The following is a 15,435-nucleotide window of genomic DNA, read 5'->3' as shown; positions in this document are numbered from 1 at the left end:
TCAAACCTATAAACCTAATTCCAGTCCCCATTGTGACACTTTGTCTGCATGATAGGGCAGCAGCTCTCCTCCCCGATTGTCGAATATTCTCCGCAATTGGGTATGAAGCCCTTTCTCAAGGGTTCTCTGCACATAAGCCATTTTATAAAGCGTCATAGGGGGCGTCTCAAAATGAATGCCCCGCTTTTTCATTTCTTTCGCATACACTTTTACACAAAACGTCCGAATGTCTTCTGCGTGGCGGCTCCAATCTTTTCTGAAGCCGAGCAGAATCTCAACCAGAACCGTCATATCGAACCAAACCGGCGCGTATTTTGCTGATTCCCAATCGATGAATTGAATGTCCCACGGTTCATGGCCGGACGCGTCATGGGTGCAGATATTCTGCATATGAAGGTCGCCATGTGTAATGGCCGAGCCGTTTTGTATCAATTCAGGGAAAAAATCCGGTCCTTTTTGCTCCAGCAAGTGAGAGATCTGCCGATAATGAGGCTTGACGATATCTTTTGTACGTTCATCTTTAAGGGCCCTATCCAATAATTCCGCTGTCTTTTTGATCTGCTTTTTACGCCCCTTCCTCATCGTTTCCGATTCATATACCGGGAGCCATGACCGCCATTTTCCGTCAGAAATTTTCTTGTTTTCAAAGGTGCGGCTGTGCAGTTCTGCGACAGACGGAATAATATATTTGAAATGCTGAGGATGAAATGTAAGCTGTCCCCTGATCTGGCTGACAAACTCCATAAATATCCATGTTTCATGATTGCTTTCTTCGATAAGATAGATTTCCGGCAGCAAATCCCCTAAGACAGAACGGGCTTTACTGTATATATTAATCTCGACCGCGTTTTTTTCACGGGAAGATTTATACACCTTCAAAATCAGCGGTACGGTCCCGGATTTCTTTTTCACAAGGAGTTTATAAATGGCGCTTCTGTCCGTTGATTTCAGACATGTGATGCCGTCCGGATTCACAGCCGCCTTTTCGCCAAGTGAATACGATAGTTTTTCGTCAATTCTCAGTTTCTGAAACGCAGCATACAAACGATCCTTTTCATACATGCCGATCTTCCTTCCGCTTCCGTTTCCAGCTGTTTTTGAGATGGGACCAAGTGTTTCTGATAAACGGCATCGGGTCATTCCAAGCAAAAAGGGCATATTCTTTTTTTCCTTTAAATCCTCTCCAAAAATGCCGTAATGTCATTTCTCCTCTTTTTCGTTTCTTCAAAAACGTTAAGAAGTAACGCACCTCATAAATCCAACTGATTCCTTCTTTTTGTTCGAGCTGAGGCTTTACATTTTGTCCGGTCAAATACAGATAGTACATGTAAACGAAATGAACGCCTGCAGATTCCGTCAGGCTATGGCTGAGCCAAAAGCGCGGATTTATTTCTATAAACTTGTAAACATTGTCCCGCGGATCCTTTTTAAATTCCGCCATGCCTACTCCTTTGAGCTGAATCGCTTCAAAAAACGGCAGGGTCTTCTCAATTAATTCAGGAACCCGTTTGCTCACGACATGAGCCCCAGCGCCAAAATCAGCGGGAAATTGATGGTTTTTTTGCAGAGAAAACAAGCCCATTAATTTCATTTGGTCATCATAAAAAGTCGCCACTTTATAAAAACATTGATTGTCTCCGGGAATGATCTCCTGCACGAGCAGTTCTCCATTTTTTCTGTAGGAGCTGAACTCCCTGCGCAATTGTGCGGCATCCTTCATCACTATTGCTTTTTTGTTTACTTTTTTTCTGTATTCATGGCCGGCCACCGGTTTTAAAATACACGGGAAGTCAATATTGGCGATGGCCTCTTCCAGTTCATCCTGATTGTTCGGAAAAAAGGTTTTCGGGCAGGGAATGTTGTGCTTCATCGCTAATTCATATGCTTTGCTTTTATCTAAAACCGTCTCTAACAGAGAGCGGCTCGGGAGCAAAAATAAAAAAAAACCGGCTAATGTGTCGCGGAATTTGGATATGAATCCCGCATAATCATCAGATCCTGCGTACAGAACCGGTTTTACTTGAAATCGCTTCCCGAAATCAGTCAGAAATGTCAGCAGTTCTTTCTCTTGTGTTAAAGGGCTGGGACAGACCCCGCAATCTGCCAATCTTGATTTTCCGATACGATAAGGTTCCTCCGTGTCAAACGCGTAAACATCTATTCCTCTTCGGGCCAGGCTTCGAATCATCCCGATCCCGTTTGCACTGAAATCAAGTACAACGGCCGCATGTTCGTGTTTCATAATCTCCCTCCGAGCTTGATGGTATTTTGATAAATGGATTCAATATTTCTGATCATCGTCTCGCTGCTTAAATGCTTCTCTGCGTAGGCCTTTGCATTTAAAGCAGCTTTTTTCCGCGCAGATTTGTTAGAGATAAAAAACGTTAAAGCCCGGGCTAGCGCCTCTGCATTTCCCGGCTCGACAATCAGCCCTGTTTTGTTATGGCGGATGAGATCCGGGATGCCCCCGCAATCGGTCGCGATGATAGCCGTGCCGCTGAACATCGCTTCAATAATCGAAATGGGCAGACTATCATTAATGGTCGGCAGTACGAATATGTCCGTCATATTCAAAATAGCGGGAACATCGTCTCTTTTTCCTAAAAAGGAGACCATTGATAGTTTCAGTTTTCGAGCCTGTTCCTCCAAGGCGCTCCTAGTCTCTCCGTCTCCTGCGATCAGCACTTCTACATCATCAAGTACATGAGACGGAATTCGCGAGAGTGCCTCCAGCAAATACTTATGTCCCTTTCTCGGGCCTAATCTTGCAATACACGAGATGATAATCTTATTTTTCGGTAACGGGATTTTCTTTTTCCAGCCTATTTTTGTATCGTAATCAATTCCAGTGACCACCGTTGTCATGTCTTCCTGTTCGGCCCCGAGCTTCATGAGCGGCCTGCGGAACGTATCGCTGATAATAATCAGGCGGTCTGCGTATTCAATGGCTTTCATCTCTAATGTTTTATAATAAATCTCTTCTACCGAGCCTTTTTTAAATATGTGAAATTTAAGTCTGTTGAAAGTAAACATGCCATGCGGTGTGAAAAATAAAGGTTTCTTATAGATTTGATTGAACCTGCCTAACATATTGGCTGTAAATAAATCTTGAGCGTGGAACACATCATATCTTTCCAAAGGAATCTTTTGAAGCATTTGCTCGTATACAAACATCAGCCGATTATTTCTCAAAATATGATCGTTATAATCCCCGTATCTGTCTTTAAAGAAATCTTTTAACTTCGGAATAACAGCATCCCGCAGTTCTTTTACTTTGTCGGATGGAAACAGATTAGGGGATATGACATCTACCTTATGGCCTCTCTTTTTCAAGCCTTCACTAAGCGTTTTAATATAGTTTGATAAACCGCCCGTGTGCGGGTAGTCCCAAAACGTGGCAATCAAAATGGATAACTTCTTCTTTTTCCTGTATACCGGCGGAATTTGATCTGCATGTTTCATCTGTGTCTTTATGGCTTTCTTTTTTTGCGGGCGCGTTTTGACCCCGTAGTAGCGGTCAAGCGTCTGGACCATATACGGATAGGGGACGGAAAATGTCTTGTTCATTTCCAGATCCTCCGCACCACTTCAAATGCTTCGGCGTATTCCACACCCGCTGTCATCCCTCTGACTCTTCCTAAATGTTTAACGCCTTCATATGAACGGGGATGAGGGTAATCCCTCATTTCTACGTCGTAGTGGTGAAGCGCCGCGAGTTTGGCATCCATCGTGTCTGTGATATTGACGAAGTAATTGGGCTTGAAGAGTTTATCAGCCGTATTCCTCTCCCACTCGCTTGAAGACAGCGTTTCAAACGTAAGCAGTTCAATCGGCTTTTGATCCGGAAGAGGTCTGGCGGCTGTTAAAACTGCTTGGAATGTTTTCTGATGGTCCATATTGATATCGCCGTAATGATGAGTAAAGATTTTATCAGGCTGATAGACGCGAATGAGCTGTTCTAATTCTTTGACAAGCTTATGAAGAGGGATACATTCCAATTCTAAATTCGTATGCTCCAAAAAGATGACTTTCTCAATTCCAAGCTCTTGATTCGCACGTTCGCCTAATTGTTTAATATGATGAGCTTCTTCTTTTCTTCCTAATGCCGTAATAACGGAAATTACTTTATATCCTTCATTGATCAGCCGTTTTATGGTGCCCGCTGATCCCAATAGTTCATCATCAGGATGAGCGCCGATAACCATAATGTATTCTTCCATTTTTTCCACACTCCACCAAACAATTGTTACAAGTATCATATGACGACCCTAAAAAAAGGAAACTTACATGTGCGGATTTTCAGAAACTTACATGTGCAGCTGCCATTCCAGGTAACGTGACGGATTTAATTTTTTTATGGTGTCCAAAAACTCATCCGCCAGGCCGTATTGGTTCAATCCTTTTAATAGTTTTACAGGAAAGCGGGCAATTGCGGAAAAGGCTCTTTTATGATCGATGACTTTAAGATTACCGTGTTCGTTGATTAGAATGTGCCTGATTTCGGCGTCCCATCTGGTAAAACCGATTTTCTTTAATTCATCCAGCATATTTAAAATATCAGCCGCCAGTTTTTCGGAAATGGATTTTTCTGTTTTAATATGGCGGGCAAGGGAGGTGCCTTGAACATATTCCATCACAATATAACGATCTCCGTATTCATACAGTTTTGGAATCACTGGGGAACCTTGTCCGATTTGCAAAGCTGCCAATTCCTTCTCGCATGTCTCTATTTCAAAGAAATACTTTAAGCATTTGTTGTGTGTTAAGCGGTAGACTTCCCCGTCTTTTCCGTTCCCGATCAGCGGATAGTGTTCCAGCGTCTTTTTATTTTCCGGATCATTAAAATATGTTTCAGAAAAAAATCGCATCATACCGACACATCCTTCGTTATGTTGTAATATCATATGCAATCTGATAAGCATCGGACATGAAACATTCTCATCATTTTCTTACGCCGCATCTTATGCTGACATAAAAAAACCCGCCGGATCGGCGGGTTTTTCTATTATTATATATTACGCTTCTTCTTTTACGTGAACCTTCAGCACAGCCTGAACTTCAGGATGCAGCTTTACAGGAACGTTTGTATATCCCAATGTGCGGATACCGTCTTGGAGTTCCAGTTTCCGCTTATCCACTTTAATCTTGTGCGACTTTTGCAGCGCTTCTGCAATCTGCTTGCTTGTGACAGATCCGAACAGGCGGCCGCCTTCACCGGATTTGGCACTCAGCTCAACAGTCAGCTGTTCAAGCGTTTCTTTTAAATCTTTCGCTCTTTCAAGCTCTGCAATCGCTTCTTTTTTCTCTTTTTCTTTCTGTCCTTTCAATGCGCTGATGTTTGTCGCATTTGCTTCGACAGCGAGGCCTTTTTTAATGAGAAAGTTATGTGCATAACCGTCTGCTACGTTTTTCATTTCGCCTTTTTTCCCTTTACCTTTTACATCTTGTAAGAAAATAACCTTCATCTCTGAACGCCTCCCTCAAAATATTCATCAATGGCTTCCTTCAGCCGGACAAGCGCTTCTGAAACAGAAATGCCTGATAACTGGGTTGCCGCATTGGTTAAATGCCCTCCGCCGTCCAGCGCCTCCATAATAATCTGCACATTGACCTCGCCAAGCGATCTCGCACTGATGCACACCGTATGCTCATCCCGTCTGGCTACGGCAAATGAAGCTTCCACTTCACTCATCGACAAGAGGGAATCAGCAGCCTGCGCAATCAGCACCTGGTCAAAGTACTCCTCTTCATTTTCAGGAAGAGAAGCAATCGCGATATTTTCTTTATAAAGAGTTGTATGCTGGATCAGCTTCGCCCGCTTGATATAAGAACCGACTGATTCTTTGAGGACTTTCTGCACCAGAACCGTGTCTGCGCCTTTCGCTCTCAAATAAGAAGCAGCGTCGAACGTCCGCGAGCCCGTGCGAAGGGAAAAGCTCTTCGTATCCACTATTATACCAGCTAACAGGGCCGTCGCTTCAATCATATTGATTTTGAGCCGCTTCGGCTGGTACTCAAGCAGCTCCGTCACGAGTTCTGCGGTGGATGAAGCGTATGGCTCCATATAAACGAGCAGCGGGTCTTTAATAAATTCCTCGCCTCTTCGGTGGTGGTCAATCACAACGATGTGCTCGATTTTGTTCACGAGACGCTCTTCCATCACAAAGGACGGTTTATGTGTATCCACGACGACAAGCAGCGTGTCATCATTTGAAATTTCCATCGCCTCTTCCGGCGTGATAAACCGCGACCACAGCTCTTCGTATTTTTTAATTTCTTCAATCAGGCGCTGAACACTTGATCCGATCTGATTCGGATCAATGACGATGTAGCCTTCCTTGCCGTTGGCCTGCGCCACCTTTAATATTCCGATTGCGGCTCCGACTGCGTCCATATCAGGAAATTTATGACCCATAATAATGACATTGCTGCTTTCTGAGACAATTTCCTTGAGCGCGTGGGAAATCACCCGGGCGCGCACCCTTGTTCGCTTCTCCATCGGATTCGTTTTGCCGCCGTAAAATTTCACCTTGCCGTTCGGCATTTTGATCGCCACTTGGTCGCCTCCGCGGCCGAGGGCCAAATCGAGGCTAGACTGCGCCAGATCTCCAAGCTCCTTCAAGGAAGAAACCGATGCGCCGATCCCGATGCTGAGGGTCAAAGATACCGTATGAACAGATGTTTTTTCACGGATTTCATCCAAAATCGAAAATTTCGCGTTTTCAAGCTCCGTTAATATGTGCTCATTTAACACCGCGATAAACCGTTCCGAGGACGTCCGCTTCAGGAAAATGCCGTACTCTTGCGCCCACGCATTTAATAATGAGGTGACCTGGCTGTTCATCGTGCTTCTCGTCTGGTCATCCAGCCCCTGTGTGACATCATCGTAGTTATCTAAAAAGACATATGCCAGCACGGTTCTCTCATTTTCGTACTGCTTTTCAATCTGAATCTGTTCCGTCACATCAAAGAAATAAAGCAGGCGCTCATCTCTTTTAATCACCACTTTAAACTTCCGCTCATTCAAGGTGATCGTTTCCGAATCGACCTCCTGCTTGATCAGCGGCACGACGGCCTCACATGTGTCATACAGCGAGCGCCCGACGAGCGTGCTTTCATTAAAGCAGGAAGACAAAAACGGATTCGCCCACTCAATGTAATATTGATCATTAAACAGCATAATCCCGATAGGCATTTCCATTAATGCCTCTTCGCCTACTTTTTTCAATCTATAGGATAGCGTGGAAATATAATTGTCAATTTCTCTTCTGATCAAAGAATCCGCACGCTTAATGAAAAACAAGATCACGGCGAGCAGCACAACGCCGACGGCTCCTATCAGCCAGTTAAAGTAAATGCTGATGAGGATTACGATGATTGACAATGCAATCAATGCATAGATGGGATACCGAAACAACGGCTTTTCATAAAAACTAGGCATTTCTATCAACTCCCCACCTGTAAGTCACACTCAATTTCGCGTCACCTTATTTCTTATGTTAAAGCCTATGTCAATGATGCCTAAGAGGAGATACACGGACATGATGAGCGGAAAAAGCACACCCAGCACAATCGCTAATACAGGAACCGCTTTTGGCATCTCCATCTCATGGCAATAGAAAAAAATAAACGCTAACCCTTGAATACAAATCAGCAAGTTGAGAATATATCCCCCATTCAATGAAACCGAATACATCATATGCCCTTTTTCTAAATGCAGAAACCCTAATATTGTCACAACAAAGTACAAAATAACAACGACTTGCGGGAGTCTGAGCTCTCTAAAAGGCTTCATCTTCGGAAGATCAGGGAAAAACCTCCTTAAAAACGGCCTTGCCATAGCATAACTGAGGAAAGCAGAAACAATGCTGGTCAATATAAGCGCAGTCGGAAAAAGATATTGAAGCGTGCTCAGCTGTCTTTCCATCAGCTTGGTCTGCTTCCCGAACTGATCTCCGTAACCCAGCTGTTTTGACATGGTTTCTGCTAAAGACAGCGACTCTCGAAGCTGGGACATCGTGTTATCAACCACGTTCATATTAAGAAACACGATGCTGAACACAAAAATAACGACACCGCACAGCATACACGCAATAGCGCCGGCCGCAACCGCATAACCGGGCTGTTTCTTTTTAAAGTAATATCCCATAGCAATCCCCGTACAGGCCGCCGTAAACGCGCCTGTAAGCCCGGCAAACGAACTCACAATAAAACTGACAGGGAGGCTGGCAAGACCCATCCAAATCCCCGGCTTCAAACCGTGCCGAATAGTATAAAGAATGATCGGCAACGGCAAAGCAAAGAGAAGAATCGCCCCCAGTAAAGGGAGATACACGACCAAAAGGGAAATGATTGCAAAAATACTGATCAAAATGGCGCCTTCTATTAGAGCCCTTGTATTCTTCACTTACTCACCTCAAACCTTGTATCATTCAGAACATACGAATAGAAAAGAGCAGCTTAGACGACTGCTCTTTTGACGCCGCAATGTCTCTTCCAAGACCTGAATTTTCCATAAACTCTCCAAAATACACGTATTTATTCTAACATAAGTCAAAATCGTAAGTAAAATGAGCACAGACGGCTCCAATGTTCCATGTGAAACATGAAAACAGACAAACGGACATCCTAGTGAAAGAATGCCCGTTGTATCAATGATCCTGATCGTCCATGAAACCAGAAGTATCTCTGTTTTTCTTTTTGGTTTTCCGTACAAATAACAAGACGATAACGATAAGTAAGAGAGTGGTTGCCTGTAAAACACCGCTGCTGAAAAGGAAGAAGTTCTTTATCATGTCCCACATATAGTTTCACCTCTGCTTCGTATTTCCTTTACATTGAGTTTCCCTTTCTGGAAACTTCAAAACATCAGGAACAACATCGGGACCGGGGCATATGCTGATAATGAAAATGAAGGATAAAGGAGATTCTCACACCATGACTGAGCGGAGAACATTAGCATGGCATGAAACGTTAGAACTGCACGAGTTAGTGGCTTTCCAGGCAAACGGGCTTGTGAAATTAAAAAGAACCGAACGTGAAGTAAGCGATGCCAGATTAAAACAGCTTTACAGATTTTCCATCCACTCGCTGGAACAAAATCTGCGTGAACTGCTTCCCTTCTTCCCTGAAGCCCCCGGCTTTCGTGAAGATGAGACAGAAGAGCGGGCTGATTCCTCCTTTTACAGCGGCGGCCTGCTGAGCATGGCCAAAACATCTGTCCGCAATTACGCCGGAGCCATTACAGAAACGGCCACACCTCAATTAAGAATCGTCTTCGTCAAGCACTTAAACGCGGCCATCAAGTGGCACCAAATGGTCTTTGAGTATATGGAAGAACGCGGTCAATATCCGGCTTATAACTTGAGCGAATTGCTGAAAAACGACGTCCGCAACGCCAGAAAAGCCATTGCGATGAAATAAAAAAAAGCAGCAAGGACTCTCATCCTTTGCTGCTTCTTATTTTTGAGCGGACTGATCTTGAGCCGACGTTTTTTCCCGGTATGTTTCGAGAAATTCCCGGTTGGCGTCTCCCCATTTCTTCATTTGCAGCACGATCGGTTCAAGCGACCTGCCGAATTCGGTGAGTGAATACTCAACCTTTGGAGGCACCTGCTGATACACCTCACGATGCACGATGCCGTCCGCCTCAAGCTCCCGAAGCTGAAGCGTCAGCATACGCTGCGTAATGCTGGGACAGATGCGCCGAAACTCATTAAACCGCTTTTTTCCGCCGATCATATGATAAAACAAAATACCCTTCCACTTTCCGCCGATAACGGAAAGTGTCAGCTCAACCGGGCAACCTTCTTTATTCGGATATATGTTCATAATTCATCCTCCATAGTACCTTTTTTGATACTACATGCTGATTAGCATCTGACTTACCCAGTATTTTACTCGCAATCTGCTCCCACTCTCAACAAAAATGCTTCTTTTTCACATCAATTTTTAAGGTTTTGAAGATTACACCCTCCGCAAGACGTGTTAAACTATAAAAAGATTGTTTACACTACAAAAAAGGACAAGGAGTTATTATGGAAAAAATTCTTATTTTCGGACATCAAAACCCAGACACAGATACCATTTGCTCTGCCATTGCCTACGCTGATCTAAAAAACAAACTCGGCTTCAATGCTGAGCCTGTCCGCCTAGGACAAGTCAACGGCGAAACACAATACGCGCTTGATTATTTCAAGCAGGAAAGCCCGCGCCTCGTGGAAACAGCCGCAAACGAAGTAAACGGCGTCATCCTTGTTGACCACAATGAACGCCAGCAAAGCATCAAGGATATCGAAGACGTTCAGGTTCTTGAAGTCATTGACCATCACCGTATCGCCAACTTCGAAACGGCGGAGCCTCTTTACTATCGTGCAGAGCCGGTCGGCTGTACGGCTACGATCTTAAACAAAATGTACAAAGAAAATAACGTGAAAATCGAGAAAGAAATTGCCGGTCTTATGCTGTCAGCGATTATTTCCGACTCACTTTTATTTAAATCTCCGACTTGCACAGAGCAAGATATCGCGGCGGCAAAAGAGCTTGCTGAAATTGCCGGCGTAGATGCGGAAGAGTACGGCTTAAACATGCTTAAAGCAGGCGCCGACTTAAGCAAAAAAACGGTGGAAGAGCTGATTTCCCTTGATGCGAAAGAGTTCACGCTCGGCAGCAAAAAAGTCGAAATCGCCCAAGTCAACACAGTTGATATTGAAGATGTCAAAAAGCGTCAGCCGGAATTAGAAGCGGCCCTTTCAAAAGTCATTGCTGAGAAAAACCTTGATCTGTTCCTTCTCGTGATTACGGACATTTTGGAAAACGATTCCCTTGCGCTTGCCATCGGCGATCAGGCTTCAAAAGTGGAAAAAGCATTCAACGTCACTTTAGAAAACAACACGGCTCTTTTAAAAGGTGTTGTATCCAGAAAGAAACAAGTCGTTCCTGTTTTAACAGACGCGATTGCAGAATAACCAAAACACCCCGGGAACCCGCCGGGGTGTTTTTTTTACGGCTTTTTTTGTAAGCGCTAACCAAAAAAATCGCTTTGACGCATTTTGATATGTGATATATAATATATCACATGAAAGGCGTTTTTTCTATTCATTGTAAATCAATACAGCAAGGGGGGTTCTGCGCTGGAAAAACACGCTGCTCTTTCCTATTCACGAACAACAGGAATTTGGCTTGTGCTTACAGGAGCTATCTTATGGGGTGTCTCAGGAACAGTTGCCCAGTATCTGTTTCAGGACCGCCATTTTAATACAGAATGGCTGACCTCTGTACGGCTGCTGCTTTCAGGGGCGCTTCTGCTCGGAATCGCGTACCGCAAAGAAAAAGGACGCATATGGGCTGTTTGGAAAGACAGACGGGACATAGTTCCCCTTCTTTTATTCGGGATTTTCGGAATGTTAGGCGTTCAATACACCTATTTCGCGGCAATTGAGTACGGCAATGCGGCCACCGCTACCGTTCTCCAATATTTAGGGCCGGCCATTATTACATGCTTTTTAGCGATCCGCGCAAAGAGAATGCCTTCAGGAAAAGAATTGCTCGCCGTCTTATTAGCGGCTGCAGGCACATTTATTTTGGTCACGCACGGGAATGCCGGCAGCCTGTCCATATCCGGCCTGGCCGTCTTTTGGGGTATCAGCTCAGCCTTTGCGCTGGCGTTTTACACTCTTCAGCCGCATCGGCTTTTGAAGAAATGGGGATCCGCCATTATTGTCGGATGGGGCATGCTGATCGGCGGAGCCGCTCTCAGCTTAGTCCGGCCGCCTTGGAAGTTTGAAGGCCAATGGTCATTATCCGCTTATGCCGCGATTGTATTTATCATCATTTTCGGAACGCTCATCGCTTTTTATTGCTACTTGGAAAGCCTGAAATATCTGAGTGCCTCTGAAACCAGCCTGCTCGCCTGTGCGGAGCCGCTGTCGGCAGCTTTTTTAGCGGTGATCTGGCTGCATGTTCCCTTCGGAATATCAGAATGGCTGGGTACTTTATTGATTTTAGCCACCATTGCTTTATTATCTATCAAGAAAAAATAACCTCTCTTTTTTTAGAGAGGTTTTTTCCTAGGCCTGGAGCACCCCTTAGTCTCAATTACCCATATATTAAAGGGCCTTTTTTCATTTTACTATCTTCCAAAAGAGGAAATTAGACCAGTTGTCAATAGATTCAGAGTCTAATAGAATGATGTCGACAAGTAAATCATGCAGGATTGTTACTGATAAAGCAGGCAAGACCTAAAATGTGTTAAGGGCAAAGTGTATTCTTTGGCGTCACCCCTTGCATATTTTAGGTCTTTTTTTCTGTAACAAACCTGCCATTCATGAATGCGGGAGGATCGAATCGGCAGATCGCAACAAAAGTACATACAAAAGGAGACATGGACATGAACATCAAAAAATTTGCAAAACGAGCCACAGTTCTAACTTTTACGACTGCACTTCTGGCAGGGGGAGCCACTCAAGCCTTCGCGAAAGAAAATACCCAAAAACCATACAAAGAAACGTACGGCGTCTCTCATATCACACGCCATGATATGCTGCAGATCCCTAAACAGCAGCAAAGTGAAAAATACCAAGTGCCTCAATTCGATCAATCAACGATTAAAAATATTGAATCTGCAAAAGGACTCGATGTGTGGGACAGCTGGCCGCTCCAAAACGCTGACGGAACAGTAGCTGAATACAACGGCTATCACGTCGTGTTTGCACTTGCAGGAAGCCCGAAAGACGCTGATGACACATCAATCTACATGTTTTATCAAAAGGTCGGCGACAACTCGATTGACAGCTGGAAAAACGCGGGCCGTGTCTTTAAAGACAGCGATAAGTTCAACGCCAACGATGAAATCCTGAAAGATCAGACACAAGAATGGTCCGGTTCTGCTACCCTTACTTCTGACGGAAAAATCCGTTTATTCTACACTGACTTTTCCGGTAAACATTACGGCAAACAAAGTCTTACAACGGCGCAGGTAAATGTGTCAAAATCTGATAGCACGCTCAACATCAACGGAGTGGAAGATCACAAAACGATTTTTGACGGCGACGGAAAAACATATCAGAACGTTCAGCAGTTTATCGATGAAGGCAACTATACATCCGGCGACAACCATACGCTGAGAGACCCTCACTACGTTGAAGACAAAGGCCATAAATACCTTGTATTCGAAGCCAATACAGGAACAGAAAACGGATACCAAGGCGAAGAATCTTTATTTAACAAAGCGTACTACGGCGGCAGCACGAACTTCTTCCGTAAAGAAAGCCAGAAGCTTCAGCAGAGTGCTAAAAAACGCGATGCTGAATTAGCGAACGGCGCCCTCGGTATGATAGAGTTAAATAATGATTACACATTGAAAAAAGTCATGAAGCCGCTGATCACTTCAAACACGGTAACTGATGAAATCGAGCGGGCGAACGTTTTCAAAATGAACGGCAAATGGTACTTGTTCACTGATTCACGCGGTTCAAAAATGACGATCGACGGTATTAATTCAAACGATATTTACATGCTTGGTTATGTATCAAACTCTTTAACAGGTCCTTACAAGCCGCTGAACAAAACAGGTCTTGTACTGCAAATGGGTCTTGATCCTAACGATGTGACGTTCACATACTCTCACTTCGCAGTGCCTCAAGCCAAAGGCAACAATGTCGTGATCACAAGCTACATGACAAACAGAGGCTTCTTTGAGGATAAAAAGGCAACTTTTGCGCCAAGCTTCTTAATGAACATCAAAGGCAAGAAAACATCCGTTGTCAAAAACAGCATCCTTGAACAAGGACAGCTTACGGTTAACAACTAATCATAATAAAAAGAAAATGCCATATTTCATTGGCATTTTCTTTTATTTCTAAACAAGATGGTGAATTCAATCATGGCACGAAAATGGCCCATTGCAATATTGCTCATTCTGGGTGCGTTCCTGTTTGTCGGCTTACTGCCGGACAAAAGCAACAATTCCTCAAAAACAAACACGAAGAATAAACCGGATTACCGGGCGGCATATCATTTCACAACCCCGGACAAATGGAAAAACGACCCTCAAAAGCCCATTTTTTTCGATGGGAAATATCATTACTATTATCTTTATAATCGGGATTATCCGAACGGCAACGGCACAGAATGGCGGCACGCTGTATCAGAGGACTTGGTGCACTGGAGGGACGAAGGCACGGCTATTCCGAAATACACCAACCCAAACGGCGATATATGGACCGGTTCTGTCGTCATTGATAAACACAACACGGCAGGCTTCGGCAAAAACGCACTGGTCGCCATCACAACGCAGCCGACGGCCAAAACCGAAGCACAGGAACAATATTTATGGTACAGCACGGATAAAGGAAAAACATTTACATCCTATAGTGATCAGCCCGTCATGAAAAACCCGGGCACTAAAGACTTCCGGGATCCGAAGGTAATCTGGGATGAACAGGATAATAAATGGGTGATGGCCATGGCCGAGGGCGAAAAAATCGGCTTTTATGAATCACCCGATTTAAAGAATTGGCATTACACGGGCGGTTTTATCACCCAGCAGATCGGCCTCATCGAATGCCCTGACCTTTATATGATGCGTGCAGATGACGGAACGGCCAAGTGGATTCTCGGCGCAAGCGCAAACGGCAAACCTCAGGGCAAACCGAATACGTACGCTTATTGGACCGGAAACTTTGACGGAAAAGAATTTACTGCCGATCAAGCGGAACCGCAATGGCTCGATTACGGGTTTGACTGGTACGGCGGCGTCACATTTGAGGACGGCAATAGCAAAGATCCGCTGACAAAACGCTATGCGCTGGCATGGATGAACAATTGGGATTATCCGAACGAAACTCCGACACTAAAGAACGGCTTTAACGGCACGGATTCTATCGTTCGTGAAATCCGCCTTCAGCAGCAGGATGGCGGCACCTACAGCCTGATGTCAGAGCCGGTTGAAGCATTGAACCAATTAACCTCTTCAACGGACGGCACTGAAGACAAACAGGTGAACGGTTCTGAAACACTGCCGATCAAGGGTGATACGTATCAGCTTGACATGGATATTTCTTGGTCCGATATCAAAAATGCAGGCGTCAGACTCAGAGAATCAGCAGACCAAAAGCGGCATATTGATGTCGGTATTTCAGCAGAAGACGGCTGTGCCTATGTGAACAGATCATTTACAGATCAGCCTGATAAAACCGGGACATATACTGAAAGCAAAGCGCCATTTGACGGAAATAAAGGGCGCGTTCATCTGAAAATTCTCGTGGATAAAACGAGTATTGAAGTATTTGCAGATGACGGAAAAACCGTTCTCACAAATGAAGTGTTTCCAAAACCCGAAGATCAGGGAATCACGCTCTATTCTGAAGGCGGTTCCGCTGACTTTCAGCATATTGAGATAAAGCATCTCGGTTCCATTCATCCTTAGATCACTCT

15 protein-coding genes are annotated in these 15,435 nt (G+C 44.5%); 5 read left to right on the top strand and 10 right to left on the bottom strand.

What is annotated here, in order from left to right:
* Positions 1-6: 6 nt before the first annotated feature.
* From ICW23_RS06965 to ICW23_RS06925, 9 genes are all read right to left on the bottom strand, one after another.
* Positions 7-1,062, bottom strand: coding sequence for a phosphotransferase (locus ICW23_RS06965; protein WP_016937363.1), 1,056 nt, complete (start codon positions 1,060-1,062; stop codon positions 7-9).
* Complete coding sequence (locus ICW23_RS06960; RefSeq protein ID WP_188154222.1) at positions 1,055-2,242, bottom strand: carboxylate--amine ligase; 1,188 nt, start codon at positions 2,240-2,242, stop codon at positions 1,055-1,057. The genes ICW23_RS06965 and ICW23_RS06960 overlap by 8 nt, the downstream gene beginning before the upstream one ends.
* Positions 2,239-3,567, bottom strand: a complete 1,329-nt coding sequence (locus ICW23_RS06955; RefSeq protein ID WP_188154221.1) for a glycosyltransferase family 4 protein — start codon at positions 3,565-3,567, stop codon at positions 2,239-2,241. Before ICW23_RS06955 ends, ICW23_RS06960 begins: the two co-directional genes overlap by 4 nt.
* A complete protein-coding gene (locus tag ICW23_RS06950) occupies positions 3,564-4,220 on the bottom strand; it encodes a PIG-L deacetylase family protein (protein ID WP_016937360.1) in 657 nt (218 codons plus the stop codon). Before ICW23_RS06950 ends, ICW23_RS06955 begins: the two co-directional genes overlap by 4 nt.
* A gap of 87 nt (positions 4,221-4,307) precedes the next feature.
* Entirely contained in the window at positions 4,308-4,871 is a 564-nt protein-coding gene (locus ICW23_RS06945) for a protein kinase family protein (protein ID WP_029575279.1), read from the bottom strand.
* Positions 4,872-5,015: 144 nt separating this feature from the next.
* On the bottom strand, positions 5,016-5,465 hold the full coding sequence (gene rplI / locus ICW23_RS06940; RefSeq protein ID WP_095241068.1) for a 50S ribosomal protein L9: 450 nt from the start codon (positions 5,463-5,465) through the stop codon (positions 5,016-5,018).
* Entirely contained in the window at positions 5,462-7,441 is a 1,980-nt protein-coding gene (locus ICW23_RS06935) for a DHH family phosphoesterase (RefSeq protein ID WP_016937358.1), read from the bottom strand. Before ICW23_RS06935 ends, rplI begins: the two co-directional genes overlap by 4 nt.
* A gap of 30 nt (positions 7,442-7,471) precedes the next feature.
* Positions 7,472-8,407, bottom strand: a complete 936-nt coding sequence (locus tag ICW23_RS06930; protein ID WP_047477351.1) for a YybS family protein — start codon at positions 8,405-8,407, stop codon at positions 7,472-7,474.
* A 244-nt stretch (positions 8,408-8,651) separates the two neighbouring features.
* The gene (locus ICW23_RS06925; RefSeq protein ID WP_016937356.1) at positions 8,652-8,804 is read right to left on the bottom strand and encodes a hypothetical protein; all 153 of its coding nucleotides are present in this window, start codon (positions 8,802-8,804) and stop codon (positions 8,652-8,654) included.
* A gap of 133 nt (positions 8,805-8,937) precedes the next feature.
* Between ICW23_RS06925 and ICW23_RS06920 the strand changes: the two genes are divergently transcribed.
* Complete coding sequence (locus ICW23_RS06920) at positions 8,938-9,423, top strand: spore coat protein (RefSeq protein ID WP_016937355.1); 486 nt, start codon at positions 8,938-8,940, stop codon at positions 9,421-9,423.
* A 36-nt stretch (positions 9,424-9,459) separates the two neighbouring features.
* On the opposite strand, the gene ICW23_RS06915 is transcribed toward ICW23_RS06920, so the two are convergent.
* Positions 9,460-9,831, bottom strand: coding sequence for a winged helix-turn-helix transcriptional regulator (locus tag ICW23_RS06915; protein WP_016937354.1), 372 nt, complete (start codon positions 9,829-9,831; stop codon positions 9,460-9,462).
* 206 nt (positions 9,832-10,037) lie between these two features.
* Here ICW23_RS06915 and ICW23_RS06910 point away from each other — a divergent pair, with 206 nt between their 5' ends.
* The 4 genes from ICW23_RS06910 (at position 10,038) to ICW23_RS06895 (ending at position 15,427) form a co-directional block, all read left to right on the top strand.
* The gene (locus ICW23_RS06910; protein ID WP_004393053.1) at positions 10,038-10,967 is read left to right on the top strand and encodes a manganese-dependent inorganic pyrophosphatase; all 930 of its coding nucleotides are present in this window, start codon (positions 10,038-10,040) and stop codon (positions 10,965-10,967) included.
* 165 nt (positions 10,968-11,132) lie between these two features.
* Positions 11,133-12,041, top strand: a complete 909-nt coding sequence (locus ICW23_RS06905; RefSeq protein ID WP_223152297.1) for a DMT family transporter — start codon at positions 11,133-11,135, stop codon at positions 12,039-12,041.
* A gap of 347 nt (positions 12,042-12,388) precedes the next feature.
* Positions 12,389-13,810, top strand: coding sequence for a glycoside hydrolase family 68 protein (locus ICW23_RS06900; protein ID WP_045925625.1), 1,422 nt, complete (start codon positions 12,389-12,391; stop codon positions 13,808-13,810).
* A gap of 60 nt (positions 13,811-13,870) precedes the next feature.
* Positions 13,871-15,427, top strand: a complete 1,557-nt coding sequence (locus ICW23_RS06895) for a glycoside hydrolase family 32 protein (RefSeq protein ID WP_395941036.1) — start codon at positions 13,871-13,873, stop codon at positions 15,425-15,427.
* The last annotated feature ends 8 nt before the right edge of the window (positions 15,428-15,435 follow it).

This window comes from Bacillus sp. 1021, assembly GCF_014534735.1.
In the GTDB taxonomy this organism is placed as follows: domain Bacteria; phylum Bacillota; class Bacilli; order Bacillales; family Bacillaceae; genus Bacillus; species Bacillus siamensis.
The sequence above is the reverse complement of the archived record's forward strand: the minus strand, read 5'-3'. Positions and strand labels throughout refer to the sequence as shown.

Bases quoted from the DNA above. Each gene is read 5' to 3' on its own strand.
- ICW23_RS06950 (WP_016937360.1), bottom strand. From the start codon at position 4,220: ATGGAAGAATACATTATGGTTATCGGCGCTCATCCTGATGATGAACTA.
- ICW23_RS06955 (WP_188154221.1), bottom strand. From the start codon at position 3,567: ATGAACAAGACATTTTCCGTCCCCTATCCGTATATGGTCCAGACGCTT.
- ICW23_RS06945 (WP_029575279.1), bottom strand. From the start codon at position 4,871: ATGATGCGATTTTTTTCTGAAACATATTTTAATGATCCGGAAAATAAA.
- ICW23_RS06900 (WP_045925625.1), top strand. From the start codon at position 12,389: ATGAACATCAAAAAATTTGCAAAACGAGCCACAGTTCTAACTTTTACG.
- ICW23_RS06960 (WP_188154222.1), bottom strand. From the start codon at position 2,242: ATGAAACACGAACATGCGGCCGTTGTACTTGATTTCAGTGCAAACGGG.
- ICW23_RS06910 (WP_004393053.1), top strand. From the start codon at position 10,038: ATGGAAAAAATTCTTATTTTCGGACATCAAAACCCAGACACAGATACC.
- ICW23_RS06935 (WP_016937358.1), bottom strand. From the start codon at position 7,441: ATGCCTAGTTTTTATGAAAAGCCGTTGTTTCGGTATCCCATCTATGCA.
- ICW23_RS06965 (WP_016937363.1), bottom strand. From the start codon at position 1,062: ATGTATGAAAAGGATCGTTTGTATGCTGCGTTTCAGAAACTGAGAATT.
- ICW23_RS06925 (WP_016937356.1), bottom strand. From the start codon at position 8,804: ATGTGGGACATGATAAAGAACTTCTTCCTTTTCAGCAGCGGTGTTTTA.
- rplI (WP_095241068.1), bottom strand. From the start codon at position 5,465: ATGAAGGTTATTTTCTTACAAGATGTAAAAGGTAAAGGGAAAAAAGGC.
- ICW23_RS06920 (WP_016937355.1), top strand. From the start codon at position 8,938: ATGACTGAGCGGAGAACATTAGCATGGCATGAAACGTTAGAACTGCAC.
- ICW23_RS06915 (WP_016937354.1), bottom strand. From the start codon at position 9,831: ATGAACATATATCCGAATAAAGAAGGTTGCCCGGTTGAGCTGACACTT.